General features: G+C 66.5%; 21 protein-coding genes. 11 read left to right on the forward strand and 10 right to left on the reverse strand.

All coding sequences use genetic code 11. From position 1 onward, the window contains the following. The first annotated feature begins 93 nt into the window (after positions 1-93). Entirely contained in the window at positions 94-1,722 is a 1,629-nt protein-coding gene (locus ASE30_RS02835) for a methyl-accepting chemotaxis protein (RefSeq protein WP_057282718.1), read from the forward strand. A gap of 85 nt (positions 1,723-1,807) precedes the next feature. On the opposite strand, the gene ASE30_RS02840 is transcribed toward ASE30_RS02835, so the two are convergent. Continuing rightward, entirely contained in the window at positions 1,808-2,791 is a 984-nt protein-coding gene (locus tag ASE30_RS02840; protein ID WP_057282719.1) for a tripartite tricarboxylate transporter substrate binding protein, read from the reverse strand. A 19-nt stretch (positions 2,792-2,810) separates the two neighbouring features. Next, positions 2,811-3,767, reverse strand: coding sequence for an alpha/beta fold hydrolase (locus ASE30_RS02845; RefSeq protein WP_057282720.1), 957 nt, complete (start codon positions 3,765-3,767; stop codon positions 2,811-2,813). Positions 3,768-3,934: 167 nt separating this feature from the next. Here ASE30_RS02845 and ASE30_RS02850 point away from each other — a divergent pair, with 167 nt between their 5' ends. From ASE30_RS02850 to ASE30_RS02870, 5 genes are all read left to right on the forward strand, one after another. After that, on the forward strand, positions 3,935-4,852 hold the full coding sequence (locus ASE30_RS02850; protein WP_057282721.1) for a LysR family transcriptional regulator: 918 nt from the start codon (positions 3,935-3,937) through the stop codon (positions 4,850-4,852). 186 nt (positions 4,853-5,038) lie between these two features. Then, positions 5,039-6,508, forward strand: a complete 1,470-nt coding sequence (locus tag ASE30_RS02855; RefSeq protein WP_057282722.1) for a M20 family metallopeptidase — start codon at positions 5,039-5,041, stop codon at positions 6,506-6,508. After that, positions 6,505-7,062, forward strand: coding sequence for a DUF1415 domain-containing protein (locus ASE30_RS02860; RefSeq protein WP_057282723.1), 558 nt, complete (start codon positions 6,505-6,507; stop codon positions 7,060-7,062). The genes ASE30_RS02855 and ASE30_RS02860 overlap by 4 nt, the downstream gene beginning before the upstream one ends. Positions 7,063-7,493: 431 nt before the next feature. Further along, positions 7,494-8,483 carry a tripartite tricarboxylate transporter substrate binding protein gene (locus tag ASE30_RS02865; protein ID WP_057282724.1) on the forward strand — a complete coding sequence of 330 codons (990 nt, stop codon included), beginning with the start codon at positions 7,494-7,496 and terminating at the stop codon, positions 8,481-8,483. A 10-nt stretch (positions 8,484-8,493) separates the two neighbouring features. Beyond that, positions 8,494-9,801: an acyl-CoA thioesterase/bile acid-CoA:amino acid N-acyltransferase family protein gene (locus ASE30_RS02870; RefSeq protein ID WP_057282725.1), complete on the forward strand. Its 1,308-nt coding sequence runs from the start codon at positions 8,494-8,496 to the stop codon at positions 9,799-9,801. Positions 9,802-9,881: 80 nt separating this feature from the next. On the opposite strand, the gene ASE30_RS02875 is transcribed toward ASE30_RS02870, so the two are convergent. Next, positions 9,882-10,466, reverse strand: coding sequence for a YceI family protein (locus ASE30_RS02875; RefSeq protein ID WP_057282726.1), 585 nt, complete (start codon positions 10,464-10,466; stop codon positions 9,882-9,884). Positions 10,467-10,697: 231 nt separating this feature from the next. On the opposite strand from ASE30_RS02875, the gene ASE30_RS02880 reads away from it, so the two are divergent. After that, entirely contained in the window at positions 10,698-11,189 is a 492-nt protein-coding gene (locus ASE30_RS02880) for a MaoC family dehydratase (protein WP_057282727.1), read from the forward strand. On the opposite strand, the gene ASE30_RS02885 is transcribed toward ASE30_RS02880, so the two are convergent. From ASE30_RS02885 to ASE30_RS02895, 3 genes are all read right to left on the reverse strand, one after another. Further along, a complete protein-coding gene (locus ASE30_RS02885; protein WP_057282728.1) occupies positions 11,164-12,738 on the reverse strand; it encodes a winged helix-turn-helix domain-containing tetratricopeptide repeat protein in 1,575 nt (524 codons plus the stop codon). The genes ASE30_RS02880 and ASE30_RS02885 overlap by 26 nt on opposite strands. 103 nt (positions 12,739-12,841) lie before the next feature. Then, complete coding sequence (locus ASE30_RS02890; RefSeq protein ID WP_057283247.1) at positions 12,842-14,143, reverse strand: UDP-N-acetylglucosamine 1-carboxyvinyltransferase; 1,302 nt, start codon at positions 14,141-14,143, stop codon at positions 12,842-12,844. A gap of 160 nt (positions 14,144-14,303) precedes the next feature. Next, positions 14,304-15,014, reverse strand: coding sequence for a GNAT family N-acetyltransferase (locus ASE30_RS02895; RefSeq protein WP_057282729.1), 711 nt, complete (start codon positions 15,012-15,014; stop codon positions 14,304-14,306). A gap of 102 nt (positions 15,015-15,116) precedes the next feature. Between ASE30_RS02895 and ASE30_RS02900 the strand changes: the two genes are divergently transcribed. The 3 genes from ASE30_RS02900 to ASE30_RS02910 all read left to right on the forward strand — a co-directional run bounded on the left by ASE30_RS02900 (position 15,117) and on the right by ASE30_RS02910 (position 17,556). Next, positions 15,117-16,079, forward strand: coding sequence for a GlxA family transcriptional regulator (locus tag ASE30_RS02900; protein WP_057282730.1), 963 nt, complete (start codon positions 15,117-15,119; stop codon positions 16,077-16,079). Positions 16,080-16,249: 170 nt separating this feature from the next. Next, positions 16,250-17,005: an SDR family oxidoreductase gene (locus ASE30_RS02905; RefSeq protein ID WP_057283248.1), complete on the forward strand. Its 756-nt coding sequence runs from the start codon at positions 16,250-16,252 to the stop codon at positions 17,003-17,005. 149 nt (positions 17,006-17,154) lie between these two features. Beyond that, a complete protein-coding gene (locus tag ASE30_RS02910) occupies positions 17,155-17,556 on the forward strand; it encodes a cupin domain-containing protein (protein ID WP_057282731.1) in 402 nt (133 codons plus the stop codon). A 51-nt stretch (positions 17,557-17,607) separates the two neighbouring features. On the opposite strand, the gene ASE30_RS02915 is transcribed toward ASE30_RS02910, so the two are convergent. From ASE30_RS02915 to ASE30_RS02925, 3 genes are all read right to left on the reverse strand, one after another. After that, positions 17,608-18,102: a hypothetical protein gene (locus tag ASE30_RS02915; protein WP_057282732.1), complete on the reverse strand. Its 495-nt coding sequence runs from the start codon at positions 18,100-18,102 to the stop codon at positions 17,608-17,610. Between the two features lie 12 nt (positions 18,103-18,114). Then, complete coding sequence (locus tag ASE30_RS28320; protein WP_235515167.1) at positions 18,115-18,675, reverse strand: hypothetical protein; 561 nt, start codon at positions 18,673-18,675, stop codon at positions 18,115-18,117. A gap of 444 nt (positions 18,676-19,119) precedes the next feature. After that, entirely contained in the window at positions 19,120-19,602 is a 483-nt protein-coding gene (locus ASE30_RS02925) for a nucleoside deaminase (RefSeq protein ID WP_057282734.1), read from the reverse strand. A 173-nt stretch (positions 19,603-19,775) separates the two neighbouring features. Here ASE30_RS02925 and ASE30_RS02930 point away from each other — a divergent pair, with 173 nt between their 5' ends. Next, positions 19,776-20,417 (forward strand): glutathione S-transferase family protein, encoded by a 642-nt coding sequence (locus tag ASE30_RS02930; protein ID WP_057282735.1) that lies wholly within the window; start codon positions 19,776-19,778, stop codon positions 20,415-20,417. Positions 20,418-20,521: 104 nt separating this feature from the next. Here the strand turns inward: ASE30_RS02930 and ASE30_RS02935 are convergent, their stop codons facing one another. After that, positions 20,522-21,115 carry a YSC84-related protein gene (locus ASE30_RS02935; protein ID WP_057282736.1) on the reverse strand — a complete coding sequence of 198 codons (594 nt, stop codon included), beginning with the start codon at positions 21,113-21,115 and terminating at the stop codon, positions 20,522-20,524. Positions 21,116-21,121 lie beyond the last annotated feature (6 nt).

The following is a 21,121-nucleotide window of genomic DNA, read 5'->3' on the forward strand; positions in this document are numbered from 1 at the left end:
CCGTAATGTGCGTGTAACCCAATGAGATATTTAACTTTTCATTGCATTGCGCCGTTAAAGGGATAGCGTTACGCAACCCCCGGAGTGGCATCAATGTTCAAGAATTTAAGTATCCGCGCAATCCTGACGACCGCCTTGGCCGTCTTTTTCACCCTTTTCCTGGTAACCGGTATCGCGGTCTATCAGCAACTCACGTCCAATCGCACCTCTATCGAGGTGCTGCTGGACACCAACCTGGTCCGCGCCAACTCGCTGGACGATGCCGCGTCCGAATTGCTGCGGGCACGCGTGGTGCTGCTGGCGGCGCAAAGCGCGCTGCTGGAAGGCAAGAGCCTGGACAACATGGCCAGCATGCAACGGCTGGACGGCTACACCAAAAAGGCCGTTGACCTGATCGAAGCGGCCCGCAAGCAGCCCGAACTGTCAGCGGAAGGCAAACCCCTGTTCGATGCCGCCCTGGCTGCGCACGACGTCTACGCGCGCGACGCCATCGCGCCGCTGATCGCCGCCATCCGCGCGGGCAATGCCAAGGAAGCCGGCCGCATCAACCTTGAAAAGGTCACGCCGCTGGGCATTACCTTCACCCAGTCCATCCAGAAGTACGTGGACTATGCGGACGACGTCGGCCAGCGCGTGGCGCGCGAAGCCTCCACGCGCATCAACGGCGCGATCGTGTTCCTGATCTGTCTGCTTGCCGTGGTGGCGGTGCTGGTGGTGGCCCTGTACATCGTCTTCGGCCGCTCCGTCTTCCGTCCGCTGCACGAAGCCGGACGCCTGTTCGACCGCATCGCCGCCGGCGACCTGACCAACCGCATCGACCAGCGTGGCAACAACGAAATCGGCATCCTGTATGCCGCCGTCAAGCGCATGCAGGACAGCCTGGCGCGCACCGTGTCGGCCGTGCGGCTGGGCGTGGAAGAAATCCACACCGGTTCGCGCGAAATCGCCGCGGGCAATATCGACCTGTCCTCGCGTACCGAGCAGCAGGCCGCTTCGCTGGAAGAAACGGCCGCCAGCATGGACGAGCTGTCCTCCACGGTAAAGAACAACGCCGAAAGCTCGCGCAACGCGTCGCAGCTGGCGGTGGCGGCGTCCGCCGTCGCCACGCGCGGCGGCCAGGCCGTGGGCGACGTGGTGGGCACGATGCGCGGCATCGCCGACAGCTCGCACCGCATCGCCGACATCGTCGGCGTGATCGACGGCATCGCTTTCCAGACCAACATCCTGGCGCTGAACGCCGCCGTGGAAGCGGCGCGGGCGGGCGAGCAGGGCAAGGGCTTCGCGGTCGTGGCCAGCGAAGTGCGCGCCCTGGCGCAGCGCAGCGCCGCCGCCGCCAAGGAAATCAAGGGCCTGATCGACGATTCCGTGCAAAAGGTGTCCTTGGGTTCGGACCAGGTGGAAGCCGCCGGCGCCACCATGCAAGAGATCGTGACCTCTGTGCGTCGCGTCACGGACATCATCAACGAGATCTCCAGCGCCTCCGAAGAACAGTCGCAAGGCATCCAGCAAGTGAACCAGGCGGTGTCGCAGATGGACAGCGTGACGCAGCAGAACGCGGCGCTGGTCGAAGAGGCCGCGGCATCCGCGGCGTCGCTTGAAACCCAGGCGCAGCGCCTGCGCGAAGCCGTTGCGGTGTTCAAGCTGCAGACGGGCCGCGTGATCGACGCCGAAGCGCCGGCGCTGGAAGGCCGGGGCGGTGAGCCCGCGCTGATCGGCGCCTGATCCGCCATTGAAAAGGCCGGCCACGAAGGCCGGCCGCAAGACCATCCAGGAGGCCCTGGCGCTCAGCGCGCCGGGGCCTTTTCCATTACTGGTCGAGCTGGATCTTGGCGTCGGCCGCCACGTTCTTCCACTTCTTCACGTCGCTGGCGATCACCTGCTGGAAGGCGTCCGACGAGCCTGCCACCACGGTGCCGCCCAGGCTGGCCAGCTTGGCCTTCACTTCGGGCGTGTTCAGCGCCTTGACCGAGGCGTCGTGCAGCTTCTTCTTCACGTCTTCCGGCAGGCCCTTGGGCGCCAGCAGGCCGTTCCAGGCATTGGCTTCATAGCGCGCCAGGCCGGCTTCCTTGAAGGTCGGCGTGTCCGGCAGTTCCGGCGAACGCGCGTCCGCGGCGATGGCGATGGGACGGATCTGGCCGCTCTTGATGTACGGCAGGGACGCCGGCACCGGTTCCCAGATCATCGACACCTGGCCGCCGATCACGTCCGTGAACGCGGGGCCCGCGCCACGGTAGGCGATGTGCATGAGCTTGGCGCCGGTCATGGATTTCATCAGTTCCATGGCCAGGTTGCCCAGGCCGCCCGCGCCCGAGGAGGCGTAGGTGTACTTGTCCGGATTGGCCTTGGATTCCGCAATCAGGGCGTTCAGATCGGCCGCGGGAAAGTCCTTGGTGACGCTGAGCACGCCCGGCACGGTGACCAGCTGCGTGATAGCGGTGAAGTCCTGCGACGCATCGTAGGTCAGGTTCTTGTAGACGGCGGGGTTGGTGCCGTGGGTGCTGGACGAGGCCAGCAGCACGACGTAGCCGTCGGCCGGGGCGTCGGCTACATAGCGCGTGCCGATCGAGCCGCCCGCGCCGGCCTTGTTTTCCACGACGACGGTGGCGCCCAGTTCGGTGCCCAATTGGGCGGCGAAGACGCGGCCGATGATGTCGGCGGTGCCGCCCGGGGCGAACGGCACGATCATGCGGATGGGCTTGCTCGGGTAGTCGGCCTGCTGGGCCGAAGCGCCGGCCGCCAGCGTGGCGCCGGTCAGCAGCGCCAGGGCAATGGTGGTTTTCTTCAGGGTCATCGGTATCTCCACGAGAAGGTTAGTCGAGGCTGCGAGCGAGCCAATCGACGATCAATCCGGCAATGTGGTCGCTGTTGCGATCCAGCATGCAGAAGTGCGAGTTGCCGGCAATGCCGGCAGCGGGCAGGTCCAGCACGTCGGCGCGTTGGCCGGCCACGCGCAGGGCATTCCAATAGGCGTCCGTCTGGGCGCGGTAGCGCTGCCAGGTGTCGTCCGCGTCGAAGTGATCGCCCCAGACCAGCAGTTGCGGGGGCAACTGGCAGGCGGCCTGGGCGGGGGTGCCGGTGGGTTCCACCGCGACGATGGCGCGCACGGTGGCGGCGTATTCCTGGGCCAGCACGGTGGCGAAGCCGCCGCCCTGGCTATGGCCGATGACGATGCACGGACCGGCCAGGTCCAGCAGTTCGCGGTAGGCGTCCAGCGCCATGTCGCCGTGCGTCAGCCAGCGCGGCACGAACTGCTTGGCAAACGTGTCGTAGGCGTCGACGGGAAACTGCTGCCCCGGATAGGCCTGGCGCGGCTCGCCGGCGGGGGCGTAGCCCGAGGCCGGGCCGATGCGGAACAGGCGCCAGGCCTCTTCCTTGGAGCGGAATATGGGCGCGGAGTCGTACACCTGGGGATACATCGCCCAAGATGCGCGGCCGCGCTCCGGCGCGTCGGACACAAACACGTCGTAGCCCGCCTGCAGCAGCCGCCACAACCAGCCCTGGCGGCCGTCGGGCGTGCTCTCCCACTGCGCGCCCGTCATGCCGCCGCCGTGCCAGAGCAGCACGGGGCAGGGGTGGCGCGGCTGGACCAGCCGGTATTCCTGCACATACAACTGGCCGACGCTGTAGCCGCCGTTCATGTCGATGAGCCGGGGCAAGGCGTTGCCGACCACCTTCTGCTGTTGCATCGGCACGCCGCCGGCCACGGCGTCGGCGCCGCCCAGGAAGTGGCTGCGAATGGACTTGAGCAGGACAGGGGTGTCTGACATAGGGTTTTCCAGGGGTGGATGCGGGGATATTAGTTGCAAGGTGTTTCTGTCTTGTGCAAAATGCGCAGTCTCTGTGCCGAAACGGCACAGTCGATGAACGACAGGCAAACACAGGCCCAGCCCCGGATAAACAGGGCGGCGGGCAGGGGCATGGAGAAGAGACGCGCATGGATATCAAATGGCTGGAGGACTTCGTCGCGCTGTCGAAGTCGCGCAACATGTTCCAGGCCGCGGAGTCGCGCAGCGTGACGCACCCGGCATTCGGCCGCCGCATCAAGGCGCTGGAAGCGTGGGCGGGCGTGCCGCTGGTTGAACGCGGCCATCAGGTGTCCACGCTGAACGCGGCCGGGCGCAGCATGCTGGCCGCCGCGATCGACGTGCTGGACATCCTTCGGGAAACGCGCGAAACCCTGCAAAAACCCGAGCAGGAACGCGCCCGCAAGATCACCATCGCGTCCGGCAAGACGCTGGCGCATTCGGTGCTGCCCGGGCTGATGGCGGGCGTGCAACGGGGCCTGCCCGCATTCCAGTTGAAGGTCGTCACGACCACGCTGAATTACGGGGTCGACATGCTGGAGGACGGCGAGGTCGATTTCCTGCTGTGCCATGCGCACGAGCCGCTGTACGCCAAGATCGACAACCCCAATTACCGCTGCCGGCGCGTGGGCGCCGACAAGCTGGTCGCCGTCAGCGCGCCGGTCGCGCCGGGCGGCCGTTACCCCCGGTACGCCGTGCCCAAGCTGGCCTCGGACCCGCCGGTGCCGTTCCTGGCCTATGCCGACAGCATGTCGCTGGGACGCATCCTGCACGACAAGCTGCGCGGGCTGTGCGAGGTGCCGTTGCTGCAGACCATGTACGAGTCGGACCTGGCCGACGCGCTGCACGCAATGGCGCGCCAGGGTTTCGGGCTAGCCTGGCTGCCGAACACCCTGGTCGAATCCGACCTGCGCGACGGCACCCTGGTGCGCGCCGACGGCGCCCGCAATGACATCCATATGGAGATCCGGCTGTATCAGCCGGTCGGCAACGCCAAGCCGCTGGCCCGGGAAGTGTGGGGCCGGATCGAGGCCTACGCGGCCCGATAGCGGCGGGGTAGTGGCTCGGCCTGGCTCGGCTCGGAGGTCGCGGGGGCGCTCATGGGCCGGCGTGTGGGCGCAGATGGGCGGGCGAAAGCTGCCTTCCTGACAACGGACGGCGAAAAGATGCCGCGCCGGCCGCGCAGGCATAAAATAGCGGTTTGCCCATTCCCCGCACTCACAGGATCCCGCGCCATGAACGCACGCATCCCCGACGACGCATTGCCGCCCACCCTCGATCCGAAGGCCCTCCAGGACTTCGTGGACGACAAGTGGGACAACGAGATCATCCCGGCGCTGACCGACTACATCGCCATCCCGGCCAAGAGCCCGGCCTTTGACGCCGACTGGGAAAAGAACGCGTTCATCGACCGCGTGGTGCGTGATGCGGCGCAATGGGTCGAGGCGCAGAAGGTCTCCGGCCTGAAGCTGGAAGTCATCCGCCTGCCGGGCCGCACGCCCGTCATCTTCTTTGACGCGCCCGCCACGCGCAGCGACAACGGCGACACCATTCTGCTGTACGGCCACCTGGACAAACAGCCCGAATTCTCGGGCTGGCGCGCGGGCCTGGGCCCGTGGACGCCCAAGTACGAAGACGGCAAGCTCTATGGCCGCGGCGGCGCCGACGACGGCTACGCCGTGTACGCCTCGCTGACCGCCATCATGGCGCTGGACAAGCAGGGCGTGCCCCGTCCGCGTTGTGTGGGCATCGTGGAAACCTGTGAAGAATCCGGCAGCTACGATCTGCTGCCCTACGTGGATGCGCTGCGCGACCGCCTGGGCAACGTGGCCCTGGTGGTGTGCCTGGATTCGGGCGCCGGCAGCTACGACCAGCTCTGGATGACCACCTCGCTGCGCGGCATGGTGGCCGGCACCCTGGAAGTCCAGGTGCTGGACGAAGGCGTGCACTCGGGCGACTCCAGCGGCGTAGTGCCGTCGTCGTTCCGCATCCTGCGCCACCTGCTGGACCGCCTGGAAGACAGCGCCACGGGCCGTTTGCTGCCGCAAAGCCTGCATTGCGAAATTCCCGCCGAACGCATCGAGCAGGTCAGCGCCACGGCCCGCATTCTGGGTGACGAAGTCTGGCGCCGTTTCCCCTGGAGCTGCGGCGGCGATGGCAGCTTTGTGCTGCCCATGACGACCGCGCCCGAAGAGGCCCTGCTGAACCGCACCTGGCGCCCGACGCTGTCGGTGACCGGCGCCGAAGGCCTGCCGCCGCTGTCCAGCGCCGGCAACGTGCTGCGCCCCCGCACCGCGTTCAAGCTGTCGCTGCGCCTGCCGCCGCTGGTGGACGCCGTGGCCGCCTCGCAGGAAATCAAGGAACTGCTGGAAGCCGACGCGCCTTACAACGCCAAGGTGATCTTCAAGGCCAACGAAGGCGCCGCCACCGGCTGGAACGCGCCCGCGTCCTCCGCCTGGCTGACGCAGGCCCTGGATGCCGCGTCCCAGCAATACTATGGCGCGTCCTGCGGCTATATCGGCCAGGGCGGCACCATCCCGCTGATGAGCATTCTGCAAAAGGGTTTCCCCAAGGCGCAGTTCATGGTCTGCGGCGTGCTGGGCCCCAAGTCCAATGCCCACGGCCCCAATGAATTCCTGCACGTGCCCTACGGCAAGAAGCTGACCGCCGCCGTGGCCCAGACGATGGCAGCGATGCCGGCATGATTTCCACCTCTGATGCCTACGCCAACGTGGTGGCGGAAACCCGCCATTGGCTGAACCAGGCCGTGATCGGCCTGAACCTCTGTCCCTTCGCCAAGGCGGTGCAGGTCAAGGATCAGATCCGCTTTGCGGTCAGCGACGCCACCGACCCCGAGGGCGTGCTGACCGACCTGCAGGACGAACTGGCGCTGCTGGCCGAGGCCGATCCCGAAAAGATCGACACCACACTGCTGATCATCCCCGACACGCTCGACGACTTCCTGGACTTCAACGACTTCGAAGAGCTGTCGGACCGCCTGCTCAAGCGCATGCGCCTGGTGGGCGAACTGCAGGTCGCGACCTTCCATCCGCAATTCCAGTTCGCGGATACGCAGCCTGACGATATCGAGAACTACACGAACCGCTCGCCGTATCCCATCCTGCACCTGTTGCGCGAAGACAGCATCGACCGCGCGGTCGAGTCCTTCCCCGACGCGGCCGACATCTACGAAAAGAACATTGATACGATGAACAAGCTCGGGGTGGAAGGCTGGAAGAAGCTGATGACCAAAGCCTGACAAGGCAGCCGGCGCAGCGGCTTTGCCCGCTGTCTGCCGCCGGCTGCGTACCGGGGCCGGCCCGGCATGGCCCGGCATGGCCCGGCTTGGCATGGCTCGGCTCGGCGCGGCTCGGCTCGGCTCGGCTCGGCTCGGCTCGGCCCGGCGGGCAGCCTCCCGGATCGCCGCGCTCGACCACTGGGCGTTCACACCATCGCGCCATCGCCCCGCAGATCGGATACCAAATACCGATCCGCGAAATATCCGGGTCACTTCCCCCCGCCGCACCGGGATATCCCTAGATAGCCCATCGGTTGTATTGCATACAACATACGATCATTGTGACCGCCGCCATTCGGCGACCGGCCTGTGCGTCCTTCCCCTTTTCATTGTGTAGCCTCGCGGCCTTTCCCTGGCCGCGTGCTGGCCATTGCCTTAGTCTGGAGAGCCGTATGCGATTCACCCGCCGTCATGCCCTGGGCGCGCTTGCCGCGCTGCCCCTGATCTCGCGCCCGGTCTGGGCCCAGCAGAATGCATTTCCCACCCGGCCGGTGCGCCTGCTGGTGGGCTTCGCGCCTGGCGGCCTGACCGATATCGCCGCCCGCGCGCTGGCCGACCGGATGGGCAAGACGCTCAAGCAGAATGTCGTCGTCGAAAACCGTCCCGGCGGCCAGGCCATCATCGCCACCGTGGCGGTGGCGCGCGCCGAGCCGGACGGCTATACGCTGGGCTTCGCGGGCACCAACGGGATGATCCTGAATCCCTTGCTGTACAACAACCTGCCGTACCAGCCTGCGGATTTCAAGCAGCTCGGTTCGATGGGCAAGTCGCCCATGCTGCTGATCGTGCATCCCGACCTGGGGGTGAAGAACGTGCAGGAATTCATCGCGCTGGCCAAGAAGAAGCCGGGCGACATCACCTGCGCGCACGCCGGCCGCGGCGTGATCAATCATCTGGCGCTGCTGCATTTCCAGTCCAAGACGGGCACGCAGTTCCAGGACGTGCCTTACAAAGGCAGCGGCCCGGCGCTGCTGGATCTGATGGCGGGCACCGTGCAAAGCACCTTCGATTTTCCGACGTCGGCACTGCCGAACATCAAGTCGGGCAAGCTGCAGGTGCTGGCGGTGACCGCCGACCAGCGCCTGTCCAGCCTGCCGGACGTGCCCACCATGAAAGAGGCCGGCGTGGACGGCTTCGAGCTCTACACGCGCATGATGATTTCCGGCCCCGCCGCCATGCCCGCCGACGTGGTGAAGACGCTGGAGAATGCCGTGCGCGAAGGCACGCGCGACCCCAGCCTGGTGCAGCAGTTCGCGGATCAGGGCGTGGCCGTGGAGTTCACGTCGTCGGCCGACCTGGACAAGGTCATCGCCGACGAATCCGCGATGTGGGCCCAGGTCATCAAGGCCAATGGCGTGCCCAAGACCGATCTGAAGGCCTGAGGAGGCGCCCGTGACCCATCAGCCCCGTATCACCGTTACGCCCGAACGCGCGCTGATCGACGTCGAGCGCGACATCCGCATCGAAGGCTTTCCCGCCTACGCCTTCATCACCGTCACCGCCCGCATGGACATGTGCGGCGCGCCCTGGTGCTCCGAAGCCGTATTCGTGGCCGGCCACGACGGCCGCCTGGACCTGCGCCGCGATTGCCCGGTGTCGGGCGCCTACGCCGAGCCCGCCGCGATGGGCATCGTGTGGTCCATGGTGTGCCAGGACATGGACCGCGTGGTGTTCCCGCCCGACAGGACCGACACGCTGACCGTGCATCTGCGCGCCGAAGGCGGCGGCCAGTCCGCTGAAGCCATCCTGGTTCAGGACTTCATGGCCGATGGCGTGACGCACCGGTCCGTGCGCGAAGATATCGGCGGCATGACCTTGTCGGGCGAGCTCTACACGCCCGCCGGCCCCGGCCCGCATCCCGCCGTGATCTACATGAACGGCTCGTCGGGCGGCGTGAACGCGCCGCGTGCCGCGCTATTCGCCGCGCGCGGCTACCAGTGCCTGGCGCTGGCGATCTTCAACTACGACGGGCGTCCTAAGTACCTGAACGACATGCCGCTGGAATACTTCGAGGCGGCGCTGAAGTGGGTGCGCAAGTCCTTGCAGCCGCGCGACGGCTTCGTCGCCGTGTCGGGCATCAGCCGCGGAGGCGAGACCTCCTTGCTGGTGGCCGCGCACTATCCCGAACTGGTGAGCGCCGTCGTGGCCTATGTGCCGTCGCCGGTCATGCATGGGGTGGTCAGCGCTGGCGCGCCCGGCACGGGGCGCGACGCCCAGGTATGGACGCGGCAGGGCGAGCCCCTGCCGCATCTGTGGCAGGACAATGCCACGGCGGATTGGGAAGCGGCGTACGCGTCCCCGCCGCCATACCGCCAGACCCTGGCCTTCCTGAGCGCCACGCGCGATGCGGCCGCGGTCGAACGCGCACGCATTCCGGTGGAAAACTACCCGGGGCCGGTGATGCTGATCAGCGCGTCGGACGATGGCTTCTGGCCCAGCACGGCCTACTCGGAAATGGTCGTGCGCCAACGCCAGGCGCACGCGCTGCCGTCGTTCCACTACGTATGCGCGGGCGCGGGCCACCACGTCCACTACCCCCATCTGCCCGCCACCCTGATCAACAAGCCGCATGCAATGTCGGGGCTGCTGCTGGACGCGGGCGGCACGCCGTCGGCGAATGCGGCGGGCAACGAGGGGTCATACCGCGCGATGCTGGATTTTCTGGCCCGGGCGCGGCGCGAGCAGGGCAGCATGGAGTAGCCGGGAAGGGCGCGGCAAACTGCGCGAGGGCCTTAGCACCAGGCCCGCGCATTTCCGGTCCGGCTGAGTGGCAGCGCCGTTCAGGGCCGGCGCACCGCCTCGACCTGAATCTTCAATTCCACCTCAGGCTTGAAGCCCATATCCAGGCCAAAGTTCAGCCCGAAGTCCTTGCGGCTGAATTCCGTGGACACATCGGCGCCGCAGACCTCGCGCTTGACCATCGGATGGTCGATGCACTTGAAGTCGTCGATATCCAGCTTGACCTGCCGCGTGACGCCGCGCAGGGTCAGGTCGCCCGTCGCTTCGTCGGGACGGTCTCCGTCGAACTTCGTGATCTTGCCCTTGAACGTCGCGGTGGGGTATTTGGCGGCGTCAAAGATGTCCGGGGCGAGGGCGTGCTTGTTCATCTCGTCGTGGCCGAAGTCCACCGAATTGATGTCCACGGTGACCTCCACCGTGCCGGTGCGCGCCTCGCGGTCCAGCACGACCACGCCGCGTGACTGGTTGAATTTGCCGCGCCAGGTCGACAGGCCGCCGAAGTGATCGGCCTCGAAGCTTGGGTAGGTATGCGAGGGATCCAGGTCATAGGTCACCGGCGCGGCGGTGACGCCAACGTTCAGCATCAGCGCGGCGGCGCCCAGCAACAGGGACGGGATCAGCTTCATTGGAACTCCTTGTGTACGGCAATCTGAACCGCGCGCGGACCGGGCGCGGGTAGGGATGGAGGCATCACGATAACATTCAGGAGCAAGTCAGAAATTCATAATTCGGATCGATTTGGCGTAGATCATTGAACCCCCGCGATTCCGCCGGGATCGTCAAAAAGATTATGCTGACAAGCGCATACGCAACCGGCCCATCGTGCGCTTGAAACGGGGTCCGCAGGAGACATCAGCATGGCATCCACGCAACGTCCTCAGCCGCTTTTCTATGAAGACCTCGCCGTTGGCGACGTGTTCGTCAGCGTGCCGCATCCGCTGGACACGGAACAGGTGATCCGGTTTGCCGAGCAGTTCGATCCCCAGCCTTTCCATCTGGACGCCGAGGCGGCCAAGGACTCGTTCTTTCAGGGCCTGGCGGCCAGCGGCTGGCATACCGCGGCGATCACGATGCGCCTGCTGGTTCAGAGCGTGCCCCTGGCGGGCGGGGTCATCGGCGCCGGCGTCGAGATCAACTGGACACGGCCCACGCGGCCGGGAGACGCATTGCAGGTGACCAGCACGATCGTCAGCATCACGCCGTCGCGCTCAAAGCCGGATCGCGGAATTGTCGTGCTGGAGAGCATCACGTCGAACCAGCTCGGCGAAGACGTGCAGAAGCTGGTAAGCAGGGTCCTCTGCTTCAAGCGGCCCGCGCAGGGCGCTATTCCGGCAGCCCCGCCTGCCTGAGTCCGTCGGCCAGCGCGGCCAGATTGTCCGGCCGATGGATGGGCAGCCAGTCCGTGATATTCGACACCCGCAGGGCCGGGTCCAGCTTGCGCAAATGCGCCATTGCGCGCCGCGCGTCTTCGGTGCGTCCCGCCAGCGCGTGGCTGGCCGCGACGATGGCCGCCGCCATCAGGAAGCTCGGCAGGTCGCGCAGCGCCTTTTCCGACCACTGTATCGCGGCGTCGTAACGGCCCAGGAAAAGATGGGCGGTCGCCATGCCCGCCTGCATCCGGTATAGCTCCGGGTCCAGGGGGCTCAGGCGCATGCCATGGGTGAAGTGCTCGATGGCTTCGTCGGTCTCGCCATGCCAGAGCCTGAGAAACGCGCCCAGGAACCACGCCGCCGCCAGGTTGGGATTGAGCACCAGCGCCTTGTCCAGCAAGGCGACGCCCGCGGAGAGATCGCCGCCCAGGTGGCCCAGCGCATGGCCGGCACGGGTCAGTGCGACGGCGTCGTTCCTGTCCAGTTCGATCGCGCGGCGCGCAAGGCTGGCGCCTTCCGCCATCTCGCGCGGACGGTCGGCCATCCAGCCGTTCACCTTGCGCCAGCAATGGCACCACGCCGCCATGGCATGGGCCGACGCGAAGTTCGGGTCGGACTGGATGGCCTGATGGAAAAGCGGCAGGGCCTCGTCGATGGACTCCCTGGTGCCTTGATGCAGCCTGGCCATGCCCCGCAGGTAGTAATCGTAGGCGTCCAGGCTGCCGGTGGGCTTCTGGGCCGCGCGTTCGATCTCCGCGCGTTCGAGTTGCGGCGCAATCGCCCCCACCACGCTTTGGGTCACCTGGTCCTGAAGCTCGAAGATATCGTCCAGCACGCCTTCGAAGCGCCCGGCCCAGTGGTGCGCGCCGGTGGTGGCGTCGATGAGCTGGCCGGTGATGCGGACGCGGTTGCTGGCTTTGCGCCAGCTTCCTTCCAGCACGTAGCGCACGCCCAGTTCGCGGCCGACCTGCTTCACATCCACCACGCGGGACTTGTAGGTGAAGCTGGAATTGCGCGCCACGACGAACAGCCAGCGGTTCTGCGACAGCGCGGCGATGATGTCTTCCACCACGCCGTCCGCCAGATAGTCCTGTTCGGGGTCCGCGCTGAGGTTGACGAAGGGCAGGACGGCGATGGAGGGCCCGGAGGGCAGGGCGGGGACCGCGACCGCCGCTTCGGGCTGCAAGGCCAGGGCGGACAGGTCCGTGGCGTGCGGAGCGGAAAAGGCGATCTCGGCGACGAACCGGAACCCCTTGCGAGGAATGGTGCGTATCACGCGCTGTTCGTTGCCGCTGTCGCCGACCGCCTTGCGCACGGCGTTGATGTGGCTGGCCAGGGTGGATTCCGAGACGATCCGTCCGCCCCAGACCGCGGTGATCAGGTCGTCCCTGCTGACTACCCGCTCGCGGTTTTCCGCCAGGTAGACCAGCAGGTCGAAAACCTGGGGCGCGGTGGCGACAACCTGGGATGCCCGGGAGAGTTCCCGCCGGTCCAGGTCCAGCACGCAGTCGTCAAACACCAATAGCATCCGGGCTCCCATCCCGCGCATGCGCGCCGGGCGCTCGGCCTGGGCGGCCGGCAAAGTCCTTGTCCGGCTGCCAAGGATACTGCATCCCCCGGCCGTGGCGGCCTTATTCCTCGTTGGCCCATTCGACCTGCACGCCCAGGCTGCGCAGGTTCTCGACAAAGCGCGGATGGGCGCGGCGGATCGGCGTGGCGTTGCGGATTTCGGAGCGGCCCTTGATGCTGCTGGCCACCATGAACAGGGCGATCGCCACCCGGATGATGTACGGGCTTTCCACCACCGCCGGCGTCAGCGGGTTGCCGCCGAAGGTCACCACGCGGTGCGGGTCCGACGAGAACACATGGGCGCCGAACTTGGACAGTTCGCCCGTCCAGCCCAGCGCGCCGTCGTAGACCTTGTTCCAGAACATCGCGTTGCCCTCGGCGCACACGCCCAGCGCGATGAAGATGGGCAGCAGGTCCACCGGGAAATACGGCCACGGCGCCGCCTCGACCTTGGTCAGCACGTTGCTGGTGAAGGGCGTCTGCACCTTCAGCGGACCCGAACGCAGCGCGCGCGACCAGCCATCCTTGTGCTCGATCCGCACCCCGAACTTGGCGAAGGTCCGGTCGATCAGCGGAAAATTGCCGGGCGTGCTGTTGCGCACCACCACGTCGCCGCCCGTGATCGCGCCCAGCGCCAGGAAGGTCGTGATTTCGTGGAAGTCTTCTTCGAAGGTGAATTCGCCGCCTTTCAAGCGCACGCCGCCGCCCACCGTCAGCCGCGACGTGCCGATGCCATCGATGTCGGCGCCCATCATCGCCATGAAGCGGCAGAATTCCTGCACATGCGGCTCGGACGCCGCGTTCGTCAACGTCGACTCCCCTTCTGCCGCCGCCGCGCACAGCACGAAGTTCTCGGTCGTGGTCACCGACGCATAGTCGAGCCAGTGATGGGTGGGCTTGAGCGGGCCGCTCGCACGCACCAGCAACGATCCGCTGGTGCGCTCCACTTCACCGCCGAACGAACGGAAAATGTCCACGTGCGGATCGATCTCGCGCACGCCCAGCGTGCAGCCCTTGACGTTGTCTTCCAGCCGCGCCACGCCGAAGCGGGCCAACAGCGGCGGCACCAGCATGATGGACGAGCGCATTTCTTCGGGCAGGCGGTGCCGGGCGGCGTCGAACGCCGTGTCGCGATGGTGCAGCTCCAGCGTGCGCGTTGCATCGTCCAGCCGGACCTGGCTGCCCAGCGTGCGGAAGATGTCCAGGATCTTGCGGACATCCGTGATGTCCGGCACTCCATGCAGCCGCAGCGGCTGATCGGTCAGCAGCGTGGCGCACAGGATCGGGAGCACGGCGTTCTTGTTGGCCGAAGGAGTGACGCGGCCGCGCAGGGGAGTGCCGCCGTGGACGATGAGATTGGACATGGGGAGGAGGGGCGCGGCGACCGCAAAAGGGATGAAGAGAGCGGAAGCGATTGTACTGTCGCCGCGCGCCGGGCGATGCATGCGCCGGCCGTCAAAAGTGTCGAACTGCAATCAGCGTTTTCGAGATTTCTCGGCACTGCGTAGTGGACCCGCATCCCCGCTACGGCGGGTTCGCGCCTTGTTCCGCGTGCCCGATCAGGGTCAGAGACAACCGCTGCCGCAACGCGAAGCCAAGGCGTTCGTACAGCGCGATCGCATTGAGGTTGCTGCCGAGCACATGCAGAAACGGGGACTCCCCCCGTAGCCAGATGCCGCCAGCCAGGCGCTTCATCAGGCGGCCTGCAAGGCCCTGGCCGCGCCACGCATCGTCCACGCATACGGCGCTTATTTCGACGTGCCCGGCGGGGTGCATCCGTTCGCCCGCCATCGCGATCAGCCGCCCCTGCGCTCGGATGCCGATATAGCGGCCCATTTCGTGCGTGCGCTTGCAAAAGGGGCCGGGCTTGGTCTTCAGGGCCAGTTCAAGCATGTCTTGCGCATCGGCCGGGCCCAGCGTCACGATGTCCGGATCGTCCGGGGCGCGGGTGTCGCGGCGGGTGGCGACCATCTGGTGAATCAGGCCCACCGGCTGGGCGCGTAGCGCAGCCGGCGGCTTGACCGGATCGGATGAAAGCAGCGCCACCTGCTGGCCGGCAGGCAACAGCCGGCCCAACGCGAGCCAGGCTTCGCGAGATTCGGATTCCATCGCCGCGAACGGCGCCACGTCCGGGTGATACCGGCAAGCCAATGCGTCGCGCAAACCCAGGTGGGCCTGTTCGGTGACAAGGGCGGTCCAGATCGGGTTGTCCAGGCTGTGTGGGGAGGGGTCCATGCCGGCTCCTGTTGTCCGCGCGGATTGCGCGTGGGGCCAATGTAGACAAGGCCAGGTGTACGCTCTATTGTCGTAAATGACATTTTTGGAGCTATTCCCGCCATGAAGCTCACGGTTCTGGCCCTGGACGGCTGTTTCGACACCGGTCTGTCGGCCATTCTGGACGCCTTCACTACCGCCAACGAACTGGCCGATCTCCAGCATCCCGGCGATGGCCCCCGGTTCGACATCAATGTGATCGGCATGCGCCGCGAGGTGCGCACCGGCTTGGGCATGCGCGTGCCGGTCAAGCCCCTGAGCGCCATGGGCACCCCCGACTGGCTCGTCGTGCCCGCAATCGCGACCAAGATGCCGGAGCAATTGCTGCCGGCGCTGGCCCGGCGCGACGTCAGGGATGCCCTGGCATTGCTGCGGCAGAGCCATGCCGACGGCGTGAAGATCGCGGCCGCCTGCATCGGGACCTTCGTGCTGGCAGAGTCGGGGCTGCTGGACGGCCAGGAGGCCACCACGTCCTGGTGGCTCGCGCCGCTGTTCCGCCAGCGCTATCCTCGTGTGCGGCTGGACAGCGCGCGGATGATGGTGCCCTCGGGCAGCTTCACGACCGCTGGCGCGGCGATGGGGCACCTGGACCTGGCCCTGTGGCTGCTGGGCCAGGCCAGCCCCGCGCTGGCGGCCGTGGTCGTCCGCTACCTACTGGTGGACGCGCGGCCGTCGCAGGCGCCCTACATGATTCCCGATCATCTGGCGCGCGCCGACCCGCTGGCCGAACGCTTCGAACGCTGGGCCAGGGACAGGCTGGCCGAAGGCTTCTCGCTGGACGCCGCCGCCGATGCGCTGGCCACCAGCACCCGCACCTTGCAGCGCCGGATCGAGGCCGTGCTTGGAAAATCCCCGCTGTCTTACTTCCAGGACCTGCGCGTGGAGCGGGCCGTGCATCTGCTGCGCACCAGCCGCCTGAACATCGAGGCCATCGCCGCCGAAGTCGGCTATGCCGACGGCGCGACGCTGCGCACCTTGCTGCGCCGCCGGCTGGGGCGCGGGGTCCGAGAACTGCGCGTGGGCTGACGGGCGGCGGCGGCGTCCCCGCGGCACGCGGCGGCCGCCCGGGATGGAATCCCAAGGAAAAACCAAGGGAAATCCAAGACGGCCGCAAAGTCTTGGGTCTGGCGGAAACGGATACTGACTCCATCGATCAACGCAACGGCGGTGATCGCCACCAGACCAAGGAGACAAGCATGAAGATAGTCGTCATCGGCGGCACCGGCCTGATCGGGTCCAATGTCGTCAACCGCCTGCGCCAGCATGGCCACGACACCGTGGCGGCCTCGCCCGGCACCGGTGTGAACACGATTACCGGGGAAGGGCTGGCCGCGGCGCTCAAGGGCGCCCAGGTCGTCGTGGACGTGTCCAACTCCCCCTCGTTCGAAGACCGGGCGGTTATGGAGTTCTTTGAAATCTCCGGCCGGAACCTGCTTGCCGCCGAGGCCGAAGCCGGGGTCGAACACCACGTCGCGCTCTCCGTCGTGGGCACGGACCGCCTGCCCGACAGCGGCTACTTCCGCGCCAAGGTCGCCCAGGAAAATCTGATCAAGGCGTCGAAGATCCCCTACACGATCCTGCGCGCCACGCAGTTCTTCGAATTCGTCGAAGGCATCGTCAAATCGGGCGCCGAAGGCGACAAGATCCGCCTGTCGCCGGCCCTGGTGCAGCCCATTGCGTCGGACGACGTGTCGGCGGCATTGGCGGACCTGGCCGTGGGCGCGCCCGTGAACGGCATGGTGGAAGTGGGCGGCCCCGACCGCTTTCCGCTGGACGAGCTGGCCCGCAAATTCCTGGTGTCGCGCGCAGACCAGCGCGAGGTCATCGCCGACGTCCACGCGCGCTACTTCGGCAGCGAGCTGAACGACCGGTCGCTAGTTACCGCGGGCAACGCGCGCCTGGGCCCGACGCGTTTCCAGAACTGGCTCAGCCGCGCGGCCGCGCAGCGATAGCCCGGAAATTTCCGTGGACGGGCCGGGCCTGGCCGGTCAGACGCGCGCCGCCCTGCGCCGCCCGCCGTATCCGCTGGCGCCGGAGGGCGCCGCCCCGCAATTCATCCGCTGGCGGCAGCCCTGCACGCCACCGCAACAAGGAGCAATTCATGTCCCGATTCATGACATTCGCGCTGCCGCTGCTGCTGGCGACCGGCGTCGCCACCGCACAGCAGACGCCGCCGCCGCCGGAGGTCACGCCGGTCATCGCCAAGGCGCTAGCCGACTACCCCGGCAAGGAAGCGCTGATCATCACCGTCGAATACCCGCCCGGCGGGGCGGACCCGGTCCACCGTCACAACGCGCACGGATTCGTCTACGTGCTGGAGGGTTCGATCGTGATGGGCGTGCAAGGCGGCGAATCCGTCACGCTGACACCCGGCCAGGTCTTCTACGAAGGCCCGAAGGACGTGCATACGGTCGGGCGCAACGCCAGCCAGACCAAGCCCGCCAAATTCCTGGTGTTCCTGTTGAAGGACAAGGACGCACCGGTGCTGATACCGGAGAAATGATCCCGGGCCGCGCATCCGGTCCCGCGTGTGAAGACGCGCGGGCGCCGGATGTCAGGGGATCGCCGGCTTGTTCCGCGCTTTCCGGATCAGCACCGCGCCCAGGATGGTCAGCAGCAGCCCGCCGCCCAAGTAGGGCAGCCCAAAGATCAGCAGCACGAAAAACAATGCCGTGTTGGCATCGTTGGCCGCCTGCGCGCCGGCGGTAGAGGCGCTATGGGCGCTGATGTCCATCGGCAGCAGACTGGCGGGCAGGGTAAGGAGCAGGGCGATGCCGAGCAGCAGAAAGCCCCAGCCGATCCGGCGCTGCATGTTTGAGATGTTGGCCAGCGCCAGCGCGACCGCCACGGCCGTCGCCAGGAACAGAAGGCCGGCCGTTATCTGCATCCGCTCGAGCGTCGCGGGGTCTGACGCAACATAGGGCGCCGACGACGGTTGGTTCAGCCCAAACACGATCAACAGCAGCGGATTGAGGACCGCGTAGGCGGCCCAGCCGATGACCAGGCCGAACGCAATGCTGGAAGCCCATCTGGTTGCGGTGCTCGACATCGGTGGCGGCGCTCAATAATAGATATCGACGTAATCGGTCAGGCGGCCGCAGCTTTCCATCTGCTGCAGGCGCCAGTACTTGCGCTTGCCCGTCGCCTTGAATTCGAAGTCGCCGGTGCGGTCGCACTTCCGGCCCTTGTCCGGCGCGTCCAGAATCAGGATGGTGCCGCGGAACACGAAGCGGTCGCTGGCGATCGAGACGATCTCGCCCTTGACCTTCAGCGTGCCCTCGAAGTTGGCCTGCGTGCCTTCGATGCGCACCACATCGTTTTCGTCCGTCGCGCGCAGCGCGCCGCGTTTGGCGGACCACAGCCATTGCAACGTCATGCCGCTGTTGTTCAGCAGGCGTTCGTACGCGGCCTGATCGTTGATCTCGGTCCGCTGCACCGGAACCAGCGCCGACCCGCCTTGTGCCGGGGCCTGTGCTGCGGGGACCTGCGCGGCCGGGGACTGTGCGGCGGGAGCAGCCTGGCGCGGCGGGAGTTCCCCGGGCGTGGCTTGCCGGGGCGGCAGTTCGGCGGGGGCGGTGGATCGCGGGGGCAGCGCACCCGGCGTGGCCTGCCGGGGCGGCAAGTCCCCGGTTGCGCCTTGCCTCGGGGGCAGATCGTCTGCCACGGAAAGGGCGGGGGCGGCCCCGGCGACCATCGCGCACGCAAACAGAAGCGCGCGGGAAAGCCGGCTTTTTCGCAGGGCAATGGCGGGAACGGAGGCGGAAAACTTCAGGCGCCGGGGGAAGCGGAGAAGGCCGGACGTGCGTTTCATTCCCGAGGCGTCGGAAATGCCGCCATTAACGTTGGTTTGCATGGTCTGTATCAAGAGGGGAACAGGGGAGCGCCGTCGCAGGTTTATCGCTTGGATCGGGGCTTGGTTGGCCCTGACCCCGATTACGGCACGGGGCGCCAACTTAGCATGACGCCCGCGCTCAAATAATTGCTGTCTTTCGAGTTTATGTATCTATCCGTTAGTCGAAAAACAAATTGCTTCCGAAATCCCCGTTCCCCAGGGCAGCGGACTTGGTTAACTCCGACCGCGAACTCTCTCTTCATGCAGCATGCGAACCTGCTCGGCAAACTCCGGCACGGGCCCATCGACCTCCACGCCGTCTATGACCTCGGCGATAGACAGGGACCGCACGCGGGAAGCCGGAACTCCCCATTCCCGCATCCATTCCGCGTACTGCTTGGACGACGCGGCATACACGATCCGGCCGAGTCCCGCCCATCCATGGGCCGCCGAACACATGGCGCAATGTTCGCCCGAGGTATAGACGGTGCAAGCCGCGCGCTCGGCTTCCGGCACATGGTTCGCGGCCCAGCGGGCGATCTCGAATTCCGGATGGCGCGTGCGGTCCCCGCTGGAAACATGGTTGTGGTCTTCAAACAGCACCCGGCCGTCGGCGGACACCAGGACCGAACCGAAGGGCTGGTCTCCCGAGTCGAGCGCTTGCCTGGCCAGTGCGATGCATCTTGCAAGGTGCTTCTTGTCCTGTTCGGTAATCATGCGGGTTCCTTGGAGAGGGAAGGTACGCTGGGAACGGTCCTGAACTCAGGGATCCCGTCGGCTTGTCCGAGCGTTTTAACATCTGATGCCCAACTACGATTACGCTGAGTAGCCGGGTTGAGTTGCCGTCTGGCATTGTCGCCGCTCGTACACCAACAGAAGGAACCGCCATCATGCTGATCGTCCACCATCTGGGAAAATCGCAATCCGAGCGCATCGTATGGCTGTGCGAAGAACTTGCCATCCCGTATGAATTGAAGACCTATAAACGGGACCCGGCCACGCGGCTGGCGCCGCCCGAGTACAAGGCCCTGCACCCATTGGGCACCGCGCCGATCATCGCGGACGGCGATATCGTGCTGGCGGAATCCACCGCCATCGTCGAATACATTCTTGCCAAGCACGGCAAGGGAACGCTGGCCCCTGCGCCTGGCGATGCGGGTTATGCCGATTACCTGTATTGGTTCCATTTCGCCAACGGCAGCCTGCAGCCCAGCCTGATGCGCTGCATGGTGCTAAGCAGGGCCAACGTCCCCGCCGACAATCCCACGGTGCAGTTCGCGGATGCTCGGCGCAGGCACGGCCTGGACCTGGTCGAAAAGCGCCTTGGGGCCATGGATTATCTGGCGGGCGATGCCTTGAGCGCCGCGGACATCGTCGCGGTGTTTTCCTTGACCACGATGCGGCTGTTCTTTCCGTTCGACCTGGCGCCGTATCCGAATATTCTTGCCTACCTCAAGCGTATCGGCGCACGCGACGCCTACCGGCGCGCGATGAAGAAGGGCGATCCCGACATGGCGCCGATGCTGGCCTGAACAGGCAACGCCGCCGCGTCACGCACGCGTCTGCCAGGATTCCCGAACCCCGCCGTCAGCGCCTGCCTTGCCGGCACCAACGGCGGGCCCTGCGCCCTGCGGGACTACAACAGCAGCGGCGATATCTTGCTGCCGTCCACGGACACCCCGGCCATCAAGCCGCCGTTGTTCAGGACGAATCCCACGATGGGCTGCTGGGCGGTATTGGAATCGATGCTGCCATTGACGCCGACATTGGCCACGGCGATGGTCGCGTCGGCTCCTACGGTCCAGCCGCTGCTGGCGCGGAACTTGGCCAAGGCTTCATCCGTCATGAACAGCACCACCATGGCCTTGGACTGCGCACCCGCCTGGAAGCCAATGGAGCCGCCCGTGATGCTGAAGTACCCCGTGTCCTGGCTGCTGACGCGCAGCACGCCCGTCCCATGCTGCGCACCCACGATGAAGCTTGCGCTCAGCACCGCCGGAAACACCAGCACGCCGCGAGCCCGTTCCACCAACTGCTTGGACTGCGGCGCGGATTCGTAGAGCTTGGACAGCGTGGCATCCGTGGCGGAGTCCAATTCCTGGCGCTTTTCCGCCGGGGTGGCGGTTGCCCGGGAGTCCGTCGTGGTGCAGCCCGTGAACAGCACCCCGGCCATTCCCAGCGTCAGCGCAGCCACACCGGCCCTACGAAACTTTGAAGAGATATCAAGCATATAAGC

The sequence above is a fragment of the Achromobacter sp. Root83 genome (genome assembly GCF_001428845.1).
Lineage (GTDB): Bacteria > Pseudomonadota > Gammaproteobacteria > Burkholderiales > Burkholderiaceae_B > Achromobacter.